We start from the raw sequence: 18,715 nt of genomic DNA, 5'->3' as shown, positions 1-18,715 counted from the left end.
CTGCCGCCGTGGAATCTCTTCCCCATGGTCTGGACCACATCACTGGGGGAATGGCTTTCATGCGCGACCTTGCACCAACCATTTACCGGCAGCGGCTGGTCATCGAGGCCTACCCCGCCGAACCGATCAGCGCACTCCAGATCGTGGACTACCTGTCAGGACTTGCCCCGGTACTCGACATGAAAGGACTGATCGAACCGGTAACGCATCGCAGCGACCTGTACGGCTGGGCCGGGTGGACTCACTGGGAAACGTCGGGAGCGCATTTCTACGCGTGGGAACAGCCGGTGCTCTTCTACAGTGTCGACATCTACACCTGCAAGCCCTTCGATCCCCTCGTGGCCGTCGAATACACCAAGGGTTTCTTCGGCAGCGCCACCGCCGAATACAAGGAATTTTAGTGCCGGCCCGCGACACCGATACCGCGATCGGCGCCGAGGTGTTCAGCCCCCGCTATGACCTGAGCGATTCTGAGCTCGAGGAACTCACCGTTCGACTGCTCGCTGAGCGCGCGCGGGAGCTTCCTGAGCACTATCGACTCGTCGCGATCGAGGTCGACGGCCGGAGCCCGTTCTCGAATGTCGGCCGGCATGTGGAACGTGTCGTCTTCGAGGCGACGTTCGGCAACGACGCCGCCGAGATGACGGACGAGTACGGTGCGTACGAGGAAACGAGTACCTTCTTCATCTCCATCGACAGGGAGACACACACGCCGAGCGGAGTGCTGCGGATCATCGAAGATTCCCAGCACGGCCTCAAGAGCCTCAACGATGCCGCCCGGGAACCGTTCAATCTGGAACTCGATGAGGCCTTCCGCTTTCACGCGATCACCGATCCCACGGAAATCTGGGACATCGGCACCGTCGCGGTCCTCCCCGACTACCGGCGCGGCGAAGCGGCGGTGAGCGTGCAGCTCTACCGCGCCATGTACCTCTCCGCGCTCGTGCACAGCATCAAGCACATCGTGTCGATCGTCGACGACCGGCCACTGCGCAAGATGCGGGACTTCCTCGGAATCCCGTTCGTGCCGCTCGCGGACACTCCCCCTGGCCCGTACCTCGGATCGAAGAAGAGCCACGCCGTCTACGGGTACGTACCGCACTTCCTGCCGAAGGCGCGGGCGCACCGGGACACCATGCGTGGCCTGCTCGTGCGCAACGCCCTGCAACGACTCGTCGACGGCACCGAAGACGACTCGATCAGCCTCGACGCCCGGCCCGGCGCCTGAGGATCACGCGGGAGAACTCCCCGGACCGGCGATGTTGACCAGCCAGTTCACGCCGAACGGGTCCACGAGCATTCCGAAGCTGTCTCCCCACGGTGCCTTCGCGAGCGGCTGGACCACGGTCCCTCCCGCGGAGAGCTTCTCGAAATAACCCGTCAGTTCCGCCTCGTCGTCACCGCTCAGCGAGACCGAGAAATTGCTGCCCGGTGTCAGCTCCATGCTGTTCGGGGTATCCGCCGCCATCAGGACCATCCCGCTGTCCGTTGTCAGGGCGGAGTGCATGATCTTCTCGCCCTCTGCGGGATCCTCACTGGCGTGGAAATCGGCGAAGGTGCTGCGGGTGACCGTTCCGCCGAACACCGACTCGTACAGGTCCATGGCCGCCCTGGCCGAATCGCGGAAGGAGAGATAGGGGTTGAGCGAAGTCATCGTCAGGCCTCCAAACCGGGGCGTGCCCACCAGCGGGCGCGCGCTTCCGGACCAGTATCGACCTCTGACCGCCAAAAGACGAGGCCGGTGATCTATTCCTCGCGGCTGTGAATGGTGTCATCTGACGCACTAGCCTTGCTGAATGGAACTTCGCCAGCTCGAACATTTTGTGACCGTCGCCGAAGAACGTCATTTCACCCGAGCCGCCGATATCCTGCAGATTTCACAATCCGGGCTGTCGGCATCCGTTCGGGCTCTCGAAGGCGAGCTCGGGACTTCTTTGTTCATCCGAAGCACCCGCAGCGTCGAGCTCTCGGTCGCGGGCCAGGCCTTCCTCGTCGAGGCCCTGCGCACGCTCGCGAGTGCCACCGCCGCCCAGAACGCCGTTGCGGCCGTGCGCGGCCTGATGCTGGGACGCCTGACGGTCGGCGCAGAGCCGTGTCTGGGGTCGGTGGACCTGCCGGGTGAACTCGCCCGTTTCCGCACGACGCATCCCGGAGTCGACGTGCGTCTCCGGCACGCCGGATCGCTCGAGCTCAGCGAGGGCGTTGCGAACGGCCGCACGGACGTCGCCCTCATCGTCTCGGCAGGAGACCCGCCTCCCGGTATCCGACTCAGTCAGCTCAGCACCCAACGGCTCATCGTGCTCTGCCATCCCGATCACCCGTTCGCGGCCAGGGGCTCAGTGGACCTGGCTTCGCTGCACGCCGAGTCCCTCGTCGGCTTCCCAGCGGGCTGGGGGGCACACGTCCTCGCCCGACGCGGTTTCGCGGCCGCGGGGTTCGACTACCGGGCGGCGCTCGAGGTCAACGACGTGCATCCGCTGCTCGACCTCGTCGGCTACAACCTCGGGGTCGCGATCGTGCCGGAGAGTTTCGCTGCGAAGCGTCCTGACCTCCTGCGAGCCATCCAGATCGAGGACCCGATGCCGTCCTGGACCGTCGCGGTCGCCGTGGCGGACGAGCCCAGCCCGGCCGCCACGGCTTTCCTCACCCAGCTCGCGGGAGGCCAGCCCGCGGTGGTCAGCCGAGCAACGCCAGTTCCTCAGACGTGAGGGTGATGCCGGCGGCGTGAACCGAATCCCGGATGCTCTCCGGCCGGGAGGCGCCGGGAATCGGGATGACCACCGGCGACTTCGCGAGGTGCCAGGCCAGGCAGACGACCTGCGGGCTGACGCCTCGGTCCGCAGCGACCTGCTGGAACGGCGCGAACCGTTCACCGAGCCGGGCCGCGGAGGAGATCCCACCGAGCGGGCTCCACGGGATGAAGGCGATTCCGAGTTCGGTGCAGAGCTCGAGCTCCGGCTCGCTGCTGCGGAATGCGGGCGAGAACTGGTTCTGCACGCTCGCGAGGCGTCCGCCGAGGAGCTCCTGCGCGAGCCGGATCTGATCGACGTTCGCGTTGGAGATGCCGGCGAGGCGGATCGTGCCTGCGTCGAGGAGCTCGACGAGCGCACCGATGGAATCGGCGTACGGCACCGCCGGGTCCGGCCGGTGGAACTGGTAGAGGCCGATCGCGTCGCCGCCGAGACGCGCGAGCGACGCCTCCGCGGCCTTCTTGAGATACTCCGGGCGGCCGTCGACGTACCAGGTTCCGTCGCCGGGGCGCAGGTGCCCGCCCTTCGTCGCGACGAGCACATCACTCGTGTCTCCGCCCCAGGACGCGATCGCCCCGGCGATGAGGGTCTCGTTGTGGCCGACCTCGTCGGCGTGCAGGTGATAGGCGTCGGCGGTGTCGAACAGGGTCACGCCCTCGTCGAGGGCGGCGTGGATCGTCGCGACGGACCTGGCCGCATCCGGTCGTCCTTCGATCGACATCGGCATTCCGCCGAGTCCGATCGTGCTCACGGTGCGGTCGGCGATCATTCGGGTGGGCATCATTCGGGTCGGCATGGTTTCCTTCGTAGAGCGGTTGTCGGGGCTGGCGGTGTCTGATGCAGGTTCGGGACTCGTTTCGGGCGTGGTCACCAGGCGTAGTCCTCGGGGGCGGGCTTGTGCCCGGGGAAGATCTCATCGAGCCGGGCCAGGGCTGCGGCATCGAGGGTGACGTCGAGCGCCCGGAGGCCGTCGTCGAGCTGGGCCTGGGTGCGCGGCCCGACGATCGGCGCCGTCACTCCCGGCTGGTGCAGGAGCCAGGCCAGGGCCACGTCTCCCGGCTTGTGTCCCAGGTCTGCGGCGAAGTCCTCGAACGCCTGGATGGCCGGGCGGTGCGCGGCAAGCGTCTCCGCGGATCGCCCCTCGAGGCGCCGTCGACCGTCGCGCTCCTTGCCGAGCACTCCCCCGAGGAGGCCGCCCTGCAGCGGGGACCAGGCGATCACGCCGAGCCCGTTCGCCCGAGCCGCCGGGAGCACTTCGAGCTCGACGTCCCGGGTGAGGAGGTTGTAGATCGACTGCTCGCTCACGAGTCCGGTGAAGTTGCGCCGCCGCGCTTCCGCCTGGGCCGTCGCGATGTGCCAGCCGGCGAAGTTGCTGCTGCCCGCATAGAGGATCTTGCCCTGGGCCACGGCCGTTTCCATAGCCTGCCAGATCTCGTCCCAGGGGGTTTCCCTGTCGATGTGGTGGAACTGGTAGATGTCGATGTAGTCGGTCTCCAGCCGCCGGAGGCTCGCGTCGAGCGCGCGGCGGATGTTGAGGGCGGAGAGCCGCCCGTTGTTCGGCCAGTCCGAGGTCGTGCCGTAGAGCTTCGTCGCGAGCACGGTGCGTTCCCTGCGCTCACCGCCGCCGGCGAACCACCGACCGACGAGGGACTCGGTTGCGCCGGGGCCGTGCGCGCCGCCGTAGACGTTCGCGGTGTCGAAGTAGTTGATTCCGGAGGCCAGCGCCGAATCCATGATCGAGTGCGCTTCCGGTTCCGGGGTGAGAGGCCCGAAGTTCATGGTGCCGAGGCACAGCCGGGACACGGATAGACCAGAGCGACCGAGGTGTGTGTATTCCATGACTTCAGCCTCCTCCGCGACCACTGATGTGTCCAACAGCCTTCAGTACTGCGATTGACCAGTCCGGGTTCTCAATCGCGCGCCCGGAAAGCTGGGTACAGTTTCGAGCATGAAACTCACCACCATCGACCCGCCCGGTCGCAGTTTTTCGCGCTGGCTCACCGAAGAGGAGATCGGCCAGGTGCTCGCGAGCGATCGCGGCTGGCGGCTCGCGGAGGACGGGAGTGTCGTCGCCGGAAAGCTCAGGAAGACCAGGATCGCCGACTCCCTCCGGGACCTCGGTCGCGCGGCCCTCGCAAACAAGTGGACCGCGCGGGCGGCGGCCCCGGGAAGCGACGGCAGCGGCCCGACGCACATCATGTGGGGTGTGTTCAATGCCCGCTCCGAGGCCGAAATCGCCGCGGAGATCGCCGCAGGGATCGCCGCCAGGGACTGAAGTACCCTGGCGGCGATCCTGCGACGAGTCCTGCGGCGAGTCCTAGGCGGCGAGAGGCAGTGCCTGACCAGGCGCGGCCGCCGCGGCGGCCACGACGAGAGCGCCGTCCGCCACCGAGACCTCGACACCCGTGCTCCCCAGCAGCGCCGATCCGACGAGGAGGTCGGCGATCTTGTCGTCGAGCTCACGCTGGATCACGCGGCGCAGCGGCCGGGCACCGTACTCGGGTTCGTACCCCCGCGTGGCGATCCAGTCGATCGCGTCTTCGCTCACCGTGAGGCCGAGGCCTTGGGCGGCGAGCCGGGTGCGCGTCCCGCCGAGCAGCATCCGCACGATGTCATGCAGCTGCGGCGCGTCGAGCTTGCGGAACAGCACGATCTCGTCGAGCCGGTTCAGGAACTCCGGACGCATGGCCTCGCGGAGCTTGCCCATCACCCGGTCACGAAGAGCCTTCTCCGAGCCAAAGCCGTTGTCGGCACCGCCATCGATCTGGGCGGTGAAGCCCAGGGCGCCGCTCCGGCTGGCGAGGAACTCCGAGCCGAGGTTGGAGGTCATGATGATGACCGTGTTCCGGAAGTCGACGGTGCGACCCTGGCCGTCGGTCAGGCGGCCGTCGTCCAGAACCTGCAACAGCAGGTTGAACACGTCGGGGTGGGCCTTCTCGATCTCGTCGAGCAGGATCACGGAGTACGGGTTCCTGCGTACGCGCTCGGTCAGCTGCCCGGCCTCGTCGTAGCCGACGTAGCCGGGAGGGGACCCGACGAGCCGGCTCACGGTGTGGCGTTCGCCGAACTCGCTCATGTCGAAGCGCACCATCGCGTGCTCGTCGCCGAAAAGCGATCCGGCGAGGGCCTTGGCGAGCTCGGTCTTGCCGACGCCCGTCGGCCCGAGGAACAGGAAGCTCCCGACGGGCCGGCCTGCATCGTTCATGCCGGTGCGATTGCGGCGCACGGCCTTGGCGATGAGTTCGACGGCGTCGTCCTGGCCGACGACTCGTTCGTGCAGCTCGGCCTCGAGCAGGCCGAGGCGGGAGCGGTCGTCCGCGGTGAGCCGGGCGACGGGGATGCCCGTCGCGCGGGCGATCACGCCGGCGATCTCGGCCTCTCCGACGACGGCTTCCGCGGCGACGGCCTGTGCGGGGTCGTCCTCGCGCTCCAGCTGTGACTGCACCGTCTCGATCTCGTCCCGAAGGCGGGAGGCCTCTTCGTACTGTTCGGTGAGGACCGCGGCGCTCTTGGCCTCCTCGAGGGTCACCACGCGCGCACGCAGGGCCTCGAGGGCCGCACGGTCGGGCAGGGAACCGAGGGTCAGGCGGAGCCTGGCACCGGCCTGGTCGATCAGGTCGATGGCCTTGTCAGGCAGGAACCGGTCGGACACGTAACGGGAGGAGAGCTCGACGGCGGCACGCAGCGCCTCGTCGGTGTACCGGACGCCGTGGTGCTCTTCGTAACGGCCGCGCAGCCCCGCGAGGATGCTGACCGCGTCGTCGATGCTCGGCTCGCCGACCCGCACGGTCTGGAAGCGGCGTTCGAGCGCCGGGTCCTTCTCGACCTTGCGGTACTCCTTGAGCGTCGTCGCGCCGATGACGTGCAGTTCACCGCGCGCGAGCCGGGGCTTGAGGATGTTCCCGGCGTCCATGCCGCCGTCGCCGGATCCACCGGCGCCGACGACGGTGTGCAGTTCGTCGATGAAGATGAGGAGCTCGCCGCTGTGGGCGCTGATCTCATCCATGGTCTTGCCGAGGCGTTCCTCGAAGTCGCCGCGGTACCGGGTTCCCGCGACCATCGCCGCGAGGTCGAGTGCCACGACGCGCTTGCCGCGCAGCTGCTCGGGAACGGTTCCCGCGACGATGGCCTGCGCGAGCCCCTCGACGACGGCGGTCTTGCCGACTCCGGCCTCGCCGATCAGCACGGGGTTGTTCTTGGTGCGGCGGGAGAGGATCTCGATCGTCTGTTCGATCTCGTCGGCACGGCCGATCACGGGGTCGAGCTTGCCGTCGCGGGCCAGGGCCGTGAGGTCGGTGCCGTAGGTGTCGAGCATGGGCGTCTCAGATGCGGATGCCGGGGCAGCGGCCTGGGTCGTCGCAGCATCCTGCGGCTCGCGTGCGCCGGCCTGCAGGGACTCCTGGGTCACGCCGGCCGCAGCGAGGATCTGTCCGGCCGGGGAGTCCTCGTTCACCACGAAGGCGAAGAAGAGATGTTCGGGGTCGATGTACGTCGACCCGAAGGCGCGGGCGATCTGGTGGGCGTCGAGCAGAGCGCGCTGGGCGGATGGCGTGAGGCCCGGCGTCGTGTCCCCCGTCGGGGCGGAGCGCTCCGGCAGGCGCTGGTCTGCGGCCAGGGCGAGCGCGGCGGGGTCTGCTCCGGCATTCCGGAGCGCTTGGGCGGCCGGTTCGCGCAGGACGAGGACCCGAAGGATGTGCAGCACGTCGACGTGGGAGTGCCCGTGGTCGACCGCGTACTGGGCCGCCTCGGCGAGCACCTCGTGGGTGCGGCGGCTGAGCAGCCGGGTGATGTCGATCGGGCGACCCGCGGGTGCGGCGCCTTGCTGGCCCTGCAGGTAGCGGGCGATGAACTCGTCGAACGAACCGTTGCCGGAATCCGCTGGACCGAAGAATGTAGGCACGAGACCTCCTGGTGTTGAAACTTGAGTGCTACTGACTCAACCCAACGTCAGGCCGTGGGTTTCATTCCCTTCCCATCCTGGGAAATCGCCGGTTACGCGGTCGGCGAACGGAGCGATCACCGATGCCGGCGGGCAGGCCGGACACGCCCGCCCCGGACACGTCCAGACGTCACACCCCGAGGATGCCGCGGGCCACCGAGAGCAGCAGGGTCGCCGCCGCGATACCCAGTGATGCGAGCACCAGGCCGCGACCGGGGACGCCGGCGGGCATGACCCTGATCGCACGCATCGAAAATGCGAGCCCGACCAGGACGGCGATCACTCCCCAGAACGGGAGCACAATCGCGAGGGCGAACCCGGCGAGGGTGAGCCAGAATCCGAGCGTGCGCCCGGGTGTCTTCGTCCAGTCGGCGTGGGGCGCCCCGAGTGCGACCAGTCGGTTGTCCTGCATGTTCGCGCGCGGATCGTCCACTGTCTGCCCCCGTTGTTTCGACTACCAGTCTGCCACGCGGCCCAGTCCAGCTCAGAGCCACCGCGGCGGGTCGGCCGGGGACCCTGTGCTCGAGCTCACTCCGGAACCGCCCCGCCCGGTCGCCCACTGCACGAGTGCAGCGAGGCTGCCGGACACCACGACGGGATCCGCGGACCGGAGGTCACCGAACCTGCGCTCGGGGTGGGCTCCGGTGACCGAGAGCACCAGGTCTGCCCCGTCGCCCCGCGCCGCCCAGGCGGCGGTGATCTCGGTGAGCAGCCGGTCGAGCACCTCGACCGGCACGTCGTCGAAGGCGGCGCCGGTCGCGAGGTCGATCGTGTGCACCCAGAGTTCCTGGTTGCGCATCCACACGGTCTCGGACACGGGAATCTCCCGGCCACTCGGAGTCCGGACCGGGTGGCTCCACGTCTCCGGGGTGAGCCGGCGCCACGCTGCGTCGAGCTGGATGGTCGCAACGTCGAAGAGAGTGCGCAGGGCCTCACGGTCGAGCTCGGCCCCGGCGGCGATGTCGCTGTCGCGCGCCGCATTCGAGGCGTACATCGGCGTTTCCACGTCGGTGCGCGCCCAGGTCACGAGCCGGACGATTCCCCTCGCGTTGTACGCGACGTGCGCGATCACGTGGCGACGGCTCCAGCCCGGCAACAGCGAGTCCCCGTCGAGGTCGACGTTCGACAGCCCGTTGAGCTCGTGCGCGAAGAATGCGGTCGCGCGACGGGCGAGCAGAAGCTGGGCAAGCAGCTCGGGGTCAGCGGGGAGAGCGGTGGGTGCGGGCATGCTGCCATTCTCGCAGGGAACGGATCAGATCGACGGCTGGAAGCCTCCGGTCGGACTGAACGACGCGTCGATCGTGAACGGGTCGCGCACGGAATCCGACCGGTCGGACGCGGCGATGAGCGCGGCAAGCTCCCCGGCCGCCCTGTCGATGCGGTCGGGCAGCGTCTTGACCGTGTCTGCACCGCTGCCCCAGTCCTCAGCGGCGGCGAACACCGCCGTGGTGGCGACGACGGCGTGCAGGTAGGTGAACATCGGGCGGATGGCGTAGTCGAGGGCCAGGGAGTGGCGTGCGGTGCCGGCCGTCGCCGCGATGACCGTCGGCATATCGGTCAGCGACCGGTTGTCGATGACGTCGAAGAACGACTTGAACAGTCCGCTCGCGCTGGTCGTGAAGATCGGCGTGACGGCGATGAGCCCGTCCGCGCCGGTCACGGCTTCGATCACCGCGTCGAGCTTCGGGCTCGGGAACCCGGTGAGCATGTTGTTCATCACGTCGAGGGCGACATCGCGCAGTTCGAAGATCTTGACCTCGGTGGGGATGCCTTTCTCGGCCAGTCGGGCGGAGGTCGCCTGAGCGAGACGGTCGGCGAGCATCCTCGTCGAGGACGGCTGGCTGAGGCCCGCGGTGACGACAGCGATGGTCCGGGTGCGTTCGGCCATGTCTAGGACACCGCGATCGGAGAGGCGACGGGTGCGCCGTCGGGAGCTGCGGCGGCCGCGGCAGCCGCAGCGACGAGCGACGCGTGGGTGGGGGCATCCGGAACCGTTGCCGGGCGGTTCTTCGCGAACTCACGGCGCAGCACGGGTACGACCTCTTCGCCGAGCAGGTCGAGCTGTTCGAGAACGGTCTTGAGCGGCAGTCCGGCGTGATCCATCAGGAACAGCTGGCGCTGGTAGTCGCCCACGTAGTCGCGGAAACCGAGGGTGCGGTCGATGACCTCCTGCGGGCTGCCGACGGTGAGCGGCGTCTGCGAGGTGAACTCCTCGAGACTCGGGCCGTGACCGTACACGGGGGCGTTGTCGAAGTACGGGCGGAACTCCCGCACGGCGTCCTGCGAGTTCTTGCGCATGAAGACCTGTCCGCCGAGGCCGACGATCGCCTGCTCTGCGGTGCCGTGGCCGTAGTGCTCGAAGCGCTGACGGTAGAAGCCGACCATTTTCGCGGTGTGCGAAGCCGGCCAGAAGATGTGGTTGGCGAAGAAGCCGTCGCCGTAGAACGCGGCCTGCTCGGCGATCTCGGGGGTGCGGATGCTGCCGTGCCAGACGAACGGCGCGACGCCGTCGAGGGGACGGGGCGTCGACTGGAAACCCTGGAGCGGGGTGCGGAACTGCCCCTCCCAGTCCACGAATTCCTCGGTCCAGAGCCGGCGCAGCAGTGCGTAGTTCTCGAGCGCGAGCGGAATGCCCTGACGGATGTCCTGGCCGAACCACGGGTAGACCGGGCCGGTGTTGCCGCGGCCGAGGGTCAGGTCGACCCTGCCGTCGGCGATGTGCTGCAGCATCGCGAAATCTTCGGCGATTTTGACCGGGTCACTCGTCGTGATCAGGGTCGTCGCCGTGGAGAGGACGATGCGTTCGGTCTTGGCGGCGATGTAGCCGAGCATGGTGGTCGGGCTCGAAGGCACGAAGGGCGGGTTGTGATGCTCACCGGTGGCAAAGACGTCGAGGCCGACTTCCTCGACCTTCTGGGCGATCGTCAGGATCGCCTTGATGCGCTCCTGCTCGGTCGGGGTGCGGCCGGTGGTGGGGTCGGTTGTCAGGTCTCCGACCGAAAAGATTCCGAATTGCATGGTCAGCCTCTCTGAGTGTTCACTGCACATTCTCACACGAAATTTCAATGCATTTGCATGCATGTCGTACCCAACCGCGATCGGGGCTTTCCTATTCCCGCACTCGTTCCCGCACACCGACGACCTCGCCGGAGAACTCGCGGCAGTCAGAAATATCTCACGAATCCTCGATTCGCGACCGTTGACATCTCGCCATGAATCACATAACGTTCCTGCAAAGCTCCTCCGCCCGATGAAGTGCTGCAGGATCCCCGTCGGCCGTTCGGTTACCCACCGCGCTGCCGCACCCGAGAAACCGCTTCATCACGGAAGGACCCCCGATGCGGGAACGACTCCAGGCCACGCCTCACGTCGCTTCACGTCGCTTCACGTCATCATCCACTGCGCCGCGTATCGGCTACCACCACGCGCTGAAAGCGCCACCCGGACCCCCGGCACCACTGCCCGGGACCCCGGTTCGCCCGCCGCCGTCGCAGTTCCCCCACACTCACCCCAGAGAAAGAATTGGGTATCCCCATGAACCACGAATCCTTCGACCTGCCGCAGCAGTCCGAAATCACCGAGAACGTCACGAACGTCGAACACGAGAACGCCGAATACACCGAGCACCTGAAGCACGCCGATGAGACCGAGCACGCCCAGACCCTGGAGCCGTCGGACGTGGGCAGCATGTTCTCCGAGTACCGGCGTCGCCAGCTGAACATTTTCCGCGAACGCGAATCGACCCTCGAGCTCGACGACTCCGCGGTCTAGCGAGGAGCGGCCGGCCCGCTCACTGGGCTCCGTGCACCAGGTCCAGGACCGCCCGCAACTCGCGGGCCTCGATCTGGCCCGGGGCGCTCGACGCCCCGGCAGAACCGAAGGTGACGCAGGAACCGAAGGTCTCCCCGGACAGCCTCGACACCACGCCCAGTCCCCCCATGGACATCGTGATCACCGGGCGCCGGGCGTGCTCGGCGACGAACTCGGCGGTCGCGTCCATCAGGGTGAGGACATCACGCGGGTGTGACGGCATGACCGCGACCTTGAGGACATCCGCCCCGAGTTGCTGCTGCTCCGTGAGGCGCGCCAGGATCTCGGCCCGCGGCGGCGTGGACTCGAAGTCGTGCGAGGACATCACGACGACGACACCCGCCTCGTGGGCCGCGGTCACGAGGCCGAGCAGGCACGCCCGCTCGGTGAAGAGCTCGACGTCGATCGCATCGACGCCGGCTGCGATCGCCAGCCCGAGCAACTCGGCGTATGCGTCCGGGCGGATGTCCGCCTGCCCGCCTTCCCGCTTGGTGCGGAAGGTGAAGAGCACCGGGACCGCCTCAGGGAGAGCCGCACGCACGACGGCGATCGCCTCCCGGACCGCCGACGGCGTGTCCCAGCCGGAGAAGAAGTCGATCCGCAGCTCGACGAGGTCGTAGTCCCCCGCGACGAGCGCGGACGCGGCCGCAGCGAGTTCGGCGATCGTGGCCCCGACGAGGGGAACACAGATCTGCGGCCTGCCCTCGCCGAGAACGACGGAGCGCATCCGCACTACGGGCCGCGCTACCGCGCCGGTCACGAGACCTCGCCGCCCGCCGGAGCGTGCCCCGGAGCGTTGGTCGCCGGAAGACCGACCGCGGCGCGCATGGCGGCACGGATGCCCGCCTCACCGGGCAGGGGCTCGTCCTGCACTCCGCCGGTGAAGATGCGCACCTGGCTGATCGCCTGTTCGACGAGCATGTCGAGTCCGCTGAACACGATGCCGCCCGCGGCACTCCAGCCCTCGGCGAGTGGGCTCGGCCACGGGTCGTATGCGACGTCGAAGAGCACGGAACCGGCGTCCAGCGGCCGCAGGTCGAGGTCGTCCGCGACCCCGCCCGGCAGGGTGCTGATCACGAAGGGATGCGGGACGGCCACGTCGAGTTCGCCGAGCCGCCGGATCAGGACGGGGACGTCTAGCCGGTCGCCGAGCGCCGACAGGTCGGCGGCCCTGGCGGGGTCCCGCAGGTAGACCGTGACCTCCCCCGCGCCGAGCTGGTGCGCCGCGTAGAGCGCCGAGGTCGCCGTCGCACCGCCGCCGAGGATCACGACAGAGGAGGGCGATTCGAGGGTCGACACCGTGCGGACGATGCCGTCGACGTCGGTGTTGAAACCGTGCATCCGGCGCCGGCCGGTGTCAGTCGTGAACAGCACGGTGTTCGCCACGCCGAGCTCGTCGACGAGCGGCGACGTCGTGTCGAGCAGCGGGACGACCTCGCGCTTGAGCGGCATGGTGAGGCTGAGCCCGAGCCAGCTGTCGTCGAGGGAGGCGAGCCACGCGGTCAGCTCACCCGTGCGGACCTCGGCCCGGGAATAGTCGAACGGGAGCCCGAGCAGGGCGTATGCCGTCGTGTGCAGCACCGGCGAGCGGGAGTGCCCGATGGGAGACCCCAGCACCGCGAGGCGGCGGCGGCCGGCCGGGGAAACGGGTTCAGGCACGAGTCCCTCCGATTCGATTCTTCGACAGATGTAGCGGCAGCGTCAAGTGAGATGCGGCAGGCCGCTGCTCAATGGTAGTGTCCCGAATATGTCCCTAAACGCAACAAATAGTCGTCGCAGTGCCGCGGCCCGTGGGTCGGTGCGCTGATGCTCAGAATCGGAATCCTCGGTGCCGCCGGCATCGCACCGTCCGCGATCATCCGGCCGGCGCGGCGACGCACCGATGTCGTGATCGGTGCGGTGGCCTCGCGCCGGGCATCCGCTGCCGCCGCCTATGCGCTGGAACACGGCATCGAGCGCTCCTATGGCGACTACCGCGCACTCCTGGCGGACCCGGAGATCGACCTCGTCTACGTCGCGCTGCCGCCCTCCGAGCACGCCGAGTGGTCGATTGCCGCACTCGAGGCCGGCAAGGATGTTCTGTGCGAGAAGCCCTTCGCGATGAACGCCGCCCAGGCCGGGCGGATGCGCCGGGCGGCCACCGAGACCGGCCGGCGTCTCATCGAAGCGTTCCACGACCGGTACCACCCGCTCAGCCTCGAGCTCGACGCCATCGTCGCCTCCGGCCGGCTCGGCGAGCTCGTGTCGTTGCGCGGTGAATTCTCCGGCAGCAATCCCTTCGACCCGACGTCGCTCCGGCACATCCCGGCCCTCGGCGGTGGCTCGCTGATGGACCTCGGGTGTTACCCGCTGCACTGGGTGCGAGCGCTCACGGGCGAGGAGCCCCTCGTCACGAGCGCCGTCGCGACCCTGAACCCGCTGGGGGCCGACATGAGCATGGATGCCGCGCTCCTGTTCCCCTCCGGGGTCACCGCCCGGATCTCGTCGAGCATGATCGCGGGTACTCCCCTGAACACCTCGTTCGACATCGTCGGGACCGAGGGCAGCGTGCACGTCGACAACATGGTCTTCCCGTCCCGCGGCCACAGCATCCGCGAGGTACGCCGGGGAATCGAGAGCTCGCTCACCGTGCGCGGCAACGAGACCTACGATCATCAGCTCGATGCGGTCGTGCGCGGCCTCGCGAGCGGCGAGCCGCTCCTCACGGAGGGGGACGATTCCCTCGGGAATATGACGGCGATCGATGCCATCTACGCCGCGGCCGGGATCGAGCGCCTCATCGGGTAGTGCCTCCCGCCTCCCCCTTTCGGGGTGGACAAACCGGACGAACGGCGGCAGGATCACTCCGCCAGAGCACGAGACCGCCACCGTCGTCGGGAGAGTCCATGAGCGCAGACCGGAAGCCCAACATCCTCGTGATCTGGGGCGATGACATCGGCATTTCGAATCTGAGCTGTTACAGCGATGGCGTGATGGGGTACCGCACTCCGAACATCGACCGGATCGCGGACGAGGGCGTGCGCTTCACCGATTTTTACGGTGAGCAGAGCTGCACGGCCGGGCGGGCCGCGTTCATCTGCGGACAGAACCCGTACCGGACCGGACTCACCAAGGTCGGGATGCCGGGAGCCGACCTGGGACTGCGTCCGGGAGACCCGACGATCGCGACCGCACTGAAGGAGCAGGGGTACACCACCGGACAATTCGGCAAGAACCACCTGGGCGACAAAGACGAGTTCCTGCCGACCAACCACGGCTTCGACGAGTTCTTCGGCAACCTGTACCACCTGAACGCGGAGGAGGAACCCGAACTCTTCGACTACCCCTCCCCCGAGGAATTCCCGGATTTCCGGAAGCGTTTCGGGCCGCGTGGGGTGTTGCACAGCTGGGCCGACGGCCGGATCGAAGACACCGGGCCGCTGACGAAGAAGCGGATGGAGACCATCGACGACGAGGTCACCGTCGAGGCCCTCCGGTTCATCGGTGAGGCGAAGGAATCCGAGACCCCGTTCTTCGTCTGGTTCAACACGACCCACATGCACTTCCGCACGCACGGCAAACCGGGGAGCAGGGGCCAGGCCGGGCGGTGGCAGTCGGAGTACCACGACACGATGATCGACCACGACCAGGTCGTCGGGCAGCTCCTCGACGCGCTCGACGACCTCGGAGTCGCCGAGGACACGATCGTCATCTACAGCACGGACAACGGCCCGCACATGAACAGCTGGCCGGATGCGGGCATGACGCCGTTCCGGAACGAGAAGAATTCGAACTGGGAGGGAGCATACCGGGTGCCCGCCCTGGTGCGCTGGCCGGGTACGATCCCCGGCGACCGGGTGCTGAACGGGATAATGAGCCACAACGACTGGTTCGTGACCCTGCTCGCGGCAGCAGGCGACACCGACATCGCCGACCGGCTCAAGGCGGGGACCGAGCTGGACGGCCGCCCATACAAGGTGTGGCTCGACGGCTTCAACCAGCTCGACTATCTCACCGGGGAGGCCGCGGAGAGCCCGCGCCAGTACTTCTTCTATGTCTCCGACGACGGCGACCTCACGGCTCTGCGCTGGGACAACTGGAAGTTCGTCTTCATGGAACAGCGTGCCCGGGGCACTCTGCAGGTCTGGATGGAGCCGTACACGGAGCTGAGGGTGCCCAAGATCTTCAACCTGCGAACCGACCCGTACGAACGTGCCGACACCACGTCGAACACCTACTTCGACTGGCTACTCGACCACGCCTGGACTCTCGTGCCCGCCCAGGCCTTCGTCGCGCGGATGGTGCAGTCGCTCCTGGAGTTCCCGCCCTCGCAGACGCCGTCGAGTTTCACGATCAGCCAGGTGATGGCGAAACTGCAGTCCGGGATCGGGAGTCGGTGAGCGAATCTGCTGCTGAATCGGTGGTCGCGGATGCGCCGCCCGGGATGTGTGCGTTGCCCGGCGGCACGTTCGTGGCCGGTTCCGACGACCACTACCCGGAGGAGGCGCCCGCACACCGGGTGCGCGTCGACGCCTTCCTGATCGACCGGACCGCCGTTTCGAACGCGGCGTTCGCGCGCTTCGTGGCGGAGACCGGGTACCGCACGGTCGCCGAACGGCCGCTCGATCCCGCCGACTACCCCGGCGCACCCGCCGATAACCTCGTGCCGGGGTCGATGGTGTTCACCGGCACTCCCGGTCCGGTCGACCTGCGCCACCTGAGCCAGTGGTGGGCGTGGGTCGCCGGCGCGTGCTGGAGCCGGCCGGAGGGCCCTGGGTCTTCCGTCGAGGGGCGCGGCGAGCATCCGGTCGTGCAGGTCGCCCACGAGGATGCCGCGGCCTACGCCGCCTGGGCCGGCAAGCGTCTGCCCACCGAGGCCGAATGGGAGTATGCGGCCCGTGGCGGACTCGACCACGCCGAATTCGTCTGGGGCGACCGGCCGGAGTCGGGCGGCGAACGTCTCGCCAACTACTGGCACGGTGCATTCCCCTGGCGCGCCGATCCGGGCTACGGCCGCACGCGCCCCGTCGGTTCTTTCCCGGCCAACGGCTTCGGCCTCCTCGACATGGCCGGCAACGTCTGGGAGTGGACGGACGACTGGTACGCGCCGCGTCGTCGTCCCGAAGGGGAGGCTGATTCCGAGTCGGGCTGCTGTACCCCGGAGGGAAGCCTCGATCCGGCCCAGCCCCAGTTCGCCGTGCCGCGCAAGGTCGTCAAGGGCGGGTCGTTCCTGTGCGCGGACAGCTATTGCCTGCGGTACCGCCCTGCGGCCCGTCGCCCGCAACCGATCGACACGGGCATGAGCCATGTGGGCTTCCGCTGCGCAGCCGCTGTCAGTCGCGGTTAGGCGGTCCGGTCAGGACCTGATGGGCGCGGTGCCGGTTCGGTGGCCGCCAGAGTCGCTGCGGATCGATCAGCCCGGGAGCTCTCACCTGGGGTGATCCCTTCACCATCCGGATCTCCCACCCTGAGGTGTCGATGGTGTGGTGATGGAACCAGCACAGGAGGACCCCGTTGTCGACATTCGTGGGTCCGTCTTTCGCCCAGGGCTTCACGTGGTGCACTTCGGCCCAGTGCGCCGGGGCCTTGCAGCCGGGGATGATGCAGCCACCATCCCGGGCGGTGATCGCCCGGCGTTGGGCCCGGTTGAAGTACCGTCGCTCCGGGCCCAGCTTGAGCACTTGGTTATTCGCCCCGAACAACACCCCTTGGAAGCCACCGTCACAGATGCGCTGGTGCACCGTCTTCAGCGACACGGGGGCTTCGACCCCGTCGATCCACCCGACCCCGACCCCGGAGTCGAGGTCCGCGGCGTTCACGTGCACCATCACCGTCGGCGCCGACCCGCCCATCGACGGGGTGTCCTCGTCCCGGGCCGCGTGCTCGATCAGGGCCCGGAGGATGTCGGCGCGCTTCTCCCCGCTGGTGCGGGTGTCCTGGCGGCGTTCCCGCAGCTCCGCTTCGATCACGTCCAGCTCCGGGCCCGTGCCGGCGCCACTGTCGGCGTCGCCCGCGGTCTCGGCGCCGGGGATCATCTGACCCGAATCCATCAGCGCCTGTTCCTCCTCGGTGGGAAACGCGGGCCGCGCATGGAAGCTCAGGAACGCGTCGAAGAGGGTGTTCATCATCCCGAACAGTTCCGGCGTCACCCCACCCTTCACCGGGTAGAGCCCGTTCTTGAGTTGGCCGAAGCCGATGTTCGACTTCGCCTCGAACACGTCCTCCTGCGGCAGCACGCCGTCGGGGTCCAGGGCCGCCTGCCACTGCAGCACCATCCCCCGGATCAGGTCCGTGGCCGCCGGGACCCCCGCGCCGGCCAAATCCTCGGTCTCCGGTGTGATCCGCCCCGCCGCCGTGGCGACCAGGGCCCGCTCCGCCGTGAGGAGGTCATCCGGGGCGACCCGGTGGCTGATCGTCTGAAGCCCCGTCACGATCAGCTCCGCCGTCTCCACCCCGATCTCCCCCGCGGCCAGCGCGGCACCAACCGTCGGAAACAACGGCGGCAACCAACTGCTCCCACCGCACGGCCGCGGCAACACCGCGTCCCCGAGCTTCGTGCGTCGCTTGACCTCTCGGGCCGACACCCTCGTCACCCGGGTGAGGACGTCCCAAGGACCTTTGCAGCCCATCTTCCACGCCAACCCATCCCGGCCGAGCACCCGCGCCCGCCGATCCACATCCGTGGCCGTATTCACCCGGGCCGCATCCACCGTCCGCCCGATCGCCTCCACCGTGCTGAGCGCCTTCACCGCTTCGGTGTCGCTGAGCAGTCCCACCGGGATCGCCGCCAGAGCATCTGCGAGAGCCGCCTGCGCCTCGGCGAGCCGGGCGACAGCATCCGCATGAACCGACGGCACCAACCCGGCCAGCCCCTCCGCACCCTCGAAACCCTCAGCAACCGCAACAGGATGGGCCGACTCGGCTTGCCCGTCCGAGGATTCGGCCGACGGTTCGGTGGATGCGGGGCCCGCCATGGTGGGCTGATCTCCCGCGGCCCCGGAACCGGGTGTCTGCGGGGTGTGTGACTGTGGATCCGAAGCTCCTGCCATACCCCGATTCTACCCCGAATCGAACACGAATGCGAGACTTATTCATATAATTTTGTGCTGATCATCCCGAGTTTCACACCCGAAGACGAGTACTCCTGCACGCGTGGTTGCTAACTCAGGAAATCCGCCCGAGCGGGCAACACCGGCTCGCGGACCAGTGCGGCCGATCCCACCCGATCCAACGAATC

General features: G+C 68.2%; 19 protein-coding genes. 8 read left to right on the top strand and 11 right to left on the bottom strand.

Annotated features, from left to right (window positions below; all coding sequences use genetic code 11):
- Window positions 1-8: 8 nt before the first annotated feature.
- Both E3O44_RS17915 and E3O44_RS17910 read left to right on the top strand, forming a co-directional pair.
- Window positions 9-401 carry an S-adenosylmethionine decarboxylase gene (locus E3O44_RS17915; RefSeq protein WP_198416012.1) on the top strand — a complete coding sequence of 131 codons (393 nt, stop codon included), beginning with the start codon at window positions 9-11 and terminating at the stop codon, window positions 399-401.
- Window positions 401-1,228: a hypothetical protein gene (locus tag E3O44_RS17910; protein WP_134536331.1), complete on the top strand. Its 828-nt coding sequence runs from the start codon at window positions 401-403 to the stop codon at window positions 1,226-1,228. The genes E3O44_RS17915 and E3O44_RS17910 overlap by 1 nt, the downstream gene beginning before the upstream one ends.
- Window positions 1,229-1,231: 3 nt before the next feature.
- Here the strand turns inward: E3O44_RS17910 and E3O44_RS17905 are convergent, their stop codons facing one another.
- The gene (locus E3O44_RS17905; RefSeq protein ID WP_134536329.1) at window positions 1,232-1,654 is read right to left on the bottom strand and encodes a VOC family protein; all 423 of its coding nucleotides are present in this window, start codon (window positions 1,652-1,654) and stop codon (window positions 1,232-1,234) included.
- Between the two features lie 142 nt (window positions 1,655-1,796).
- Between E3O44_RS17905 and E3O44_RS17900 the strand changes: the two genes are divergently transcribed.
- Window positions 1,797-2,708 (top strand): LysR family transcriptional regulator, encoded by a 912-nt coding sequence (locus E3O44_RS17900; RefSeq protein WP_134536327.1) that lies wholly within the window; start codon window positions 1,797-1,799, stop codon window positions 2,706-2,708.
- On the opposite strand, the gene E3O44_RS17895 is transcribed toward E3O44_RS17900, so the two are convergent.
- Window positions 2,677-3,531, bottom strand: coding sequence for an aldo/keto reductase (locus E3O44_RS17895; RefSeq protein WP_134536568.1), 855 nt, complete (start codon window positions 3,529-3,531; stop codon window positions 2,677-2,679). The genes E3O44_RS17900 and E3O44_RS17895 overlap by 32 nt on opposite strands.
- An 86-nt stretch (window positions 3,532-3,617) precedes the next feature.
- Window positions 3,618-4,589, bottom strand: coding sequence for an aldo/keto reductase (locus tag E3O44_RS17890; RefSeq protein WP_134536325.1), 972 nt, complete (start codon window positions 4,587-4,589; stop codon window positions 3,618-3,620).
- A gap of 109 nt (window positions 4,590-4,698) precedes the next feature.
- On the opposite strand from E3O44_RS17890, the gene E3O44_RS17885 reads away from it, so the two are divergent.
- Entirely contained in the window at window positions 4,699-5,025 is a 327-nt protein-coding gene (locus tag E3O44_RS17885) for a hypothetical protein (protein ID WP_134536323.1), read from the top strand.
- Between the two features lie 42 nt (window positions 5,026-5,067).
- Here E3O44_RS17885 and E3O44_RS17880 read toward each other — a convergent pair whose 3' ends face one another.
- The 5 genes from E3O44_RS17880 to E3O44_RS17860 all read right to left on the bottom strand — a co-directional run bounded on the left by E3O44_RS17880 (window position 5,068) and on the right by E3O44_RS17860 (window position 10,707).
- Window positions 5,068-7,650 carry an ATP-dependent Clp protease ATP-binding subunit gene (locus E3O44_RS17880; RefSeq protein WP_134536321.1) on the bottom strand — a complete coding sequence of 861 codons (2,583 nt, stop codon included), beginning with the start codon at window positions 7,648-7,650 and terminating at the stop codon, window positions 5,068-5,070.
- 169 nt (window positions 7,651-7,819) lie between these two features.
- Window positions 7,820-8,122 carry a hypothetical protein gene (locus tag E3O44_RS17875; RefSeq protein WP_134536319.1) on the bottom strand — a complete coding sequence of 101 codons (303 nt, stop codon included), beginning with the start codon at window positions 8,120-8,122 and terminating at the stop codon, window positions 7,820-7,822.
- Between the two features lie 51 nt (window positions 8,123-8,173).
- Window positions 8,174-8,917, bottom strand: coding sequence for a maleylpyruvate isomerase family mycothiol-dependent enzyme (locus tag E3O44_RS17870; RefSeq protein ID WP_134536317.1), 744 nt, complete (start codon window positions 8,915-8,917; stop codon window positions 8,174-8,176).
- Window positions 8,918-8,941: 24 nt separating this feature from the next.
- Window positions 8,942-9,577 carry a CE1759 family FMN reductase gene (locus tag E3O44_RS17865; protein WP_134536315.1) on the bottom strand — a complete coding sequence of 212 codons (636 nt, stop codon included), beginning with the start codon at window positions 9,575-9,577 and terminating at the stop codon, window positions 8,942-8,944.
- Between the two features lie 2 nt (window positions 9,578-9,579).
- Window positions 9,580-10,707, bottom strand: a complete 1,128-nt coding sequence (locus E3O44_RS17860) for an LLM class flavin-dependent oxidoreductase (protein WP_134536313.1) — start codon at window positions 10,705-10,707, stop codon at window positions 9,580-9,582.
- A gap of 516 nt (window positions 10,708-11,223) precedes the next feature.
- Between E3O44_RS17860 and E3O44_RS17855 the strand changes: the two genes are divergently transcribed.
- Entirely contained in the window at window positions 11,224-11,460 is a 237-nt protein-coding gene (locus E3O44_RS17855) for a hypothetical protein (RefSeq protein ID WP_134536311.1), read from the top strand.
- 19 nt (window positions 11,461-11,479) lie between these two features.
- Here the strand turns inward: E3O44_RS17855 and aroD are convergent, their stop codons facing one another.
- Window positions 11,480-12,259 carry a type I 3-dehydroquinate dehydratase gene (gene aroD / locus E3O44_RS17850; protein ID WP_241976416.1) on the bottom strand — a complete coding sequence of 260 codons (780 nt, stop codon included), beginning with the start codon at window positions 12,257-12,259 and terminating at the stop codon, window positions 11,480-11,482.
- Window positions 12,256-13,158 (bottom strand): shikimate dehydrogenase family protein, encoded by a 903-nt coding sequence (locus E3O44_RS17845; RefSeq protein ID WP_134536310.1) that lies wholly within the window; start codon window positions 13,156-13,158, stop codon window positions 12,256-12,258. Before E3O44_RS17845 ends, aroD begins: the two co-directional genes overlap by 4 nt.
- 147 nt (window positions 13,159-13,305) lie before the next feature.
- Between E3O44_RS17845 and E3O44_RS17840 the strand changes: the two genes are divergently transcribed.
- The 3 genes from E3O44_RS17840 (at window position 13,306) to E3O44_RS17830 (ending at window position 16,825) form a co-directional block, all read left to right on the top strand.
- Window positions 13,306-14,286 carry a Gfo/Idh/MocA family protein gene (locus E3O44_RS17840; RefSeq protein ID WP_134536308.1) on the top strand — a complete coding sequence of 327 codons (981 nt, stop codon included), beginning with the start codon at window positions 13,306-13,308 and terminating at the stop codon, window positions 14,284-14,286.
- 98 nt (window positions 14,287-14,384) lie between these two features.
- Complete coding sequence (locus E3O44_RS17835) at window positions 14,385-15,878, top strand: arylsulfatase (RefSeq protein ID WP_134536306.1); 1,494 nt, start codon at window positions 14,385-14,387, stop codon at window positions 15,876-15,878.
- Between the two features lie 44 nt (window positions 15,879-15,922).
- Entirely contained in the window at window positions 15,923-16,825 is a 903-nt protein-coding gene (locus E3O44_RS17830) for a formylglycine-generating enzyme family protein (RefSeq protein WP_134536564.1), read from the top strand.
- Here E3O44_RS17830 and E3O44_RS17825 read toward each other — a convergent pair.
- Window positions 16,812-18,527 carry an HNH endonuclease signature motif containing protein gene (locus E3O44_RS17825; protein WP_134536304.1) on the bottom strand — a complete coding sequence of 572 codons (1,716 nt, stop codon included), beginning with the start codon at window positions 18,525-18,527 and terminating at the stop codon, window positions 16,812-16,814. The two genes, E3O44_RS17830 and E3O44_RS17825, sit on opposite strands and share 14 nt — an antisense overlap.
- Between the last annotated feature and the right edge of the window lie 188 nt (window positions 18,528-18,715).

Source organism: Cryobacterium algoricola (assembly GCF_004402485.1).
Taxonomy (GTDB): Bacteria; Actinomycetota; Actinomycetes; order Actinomycetales; family Microbacteriaceae; genus Cryobacterium; species Cryobacterium algoricola.
The sequence above is the reverse complement of the archived record's forward strand: the minus strand, read 5'-3'. Positions and strand labels throughout refer to the sequence as shown.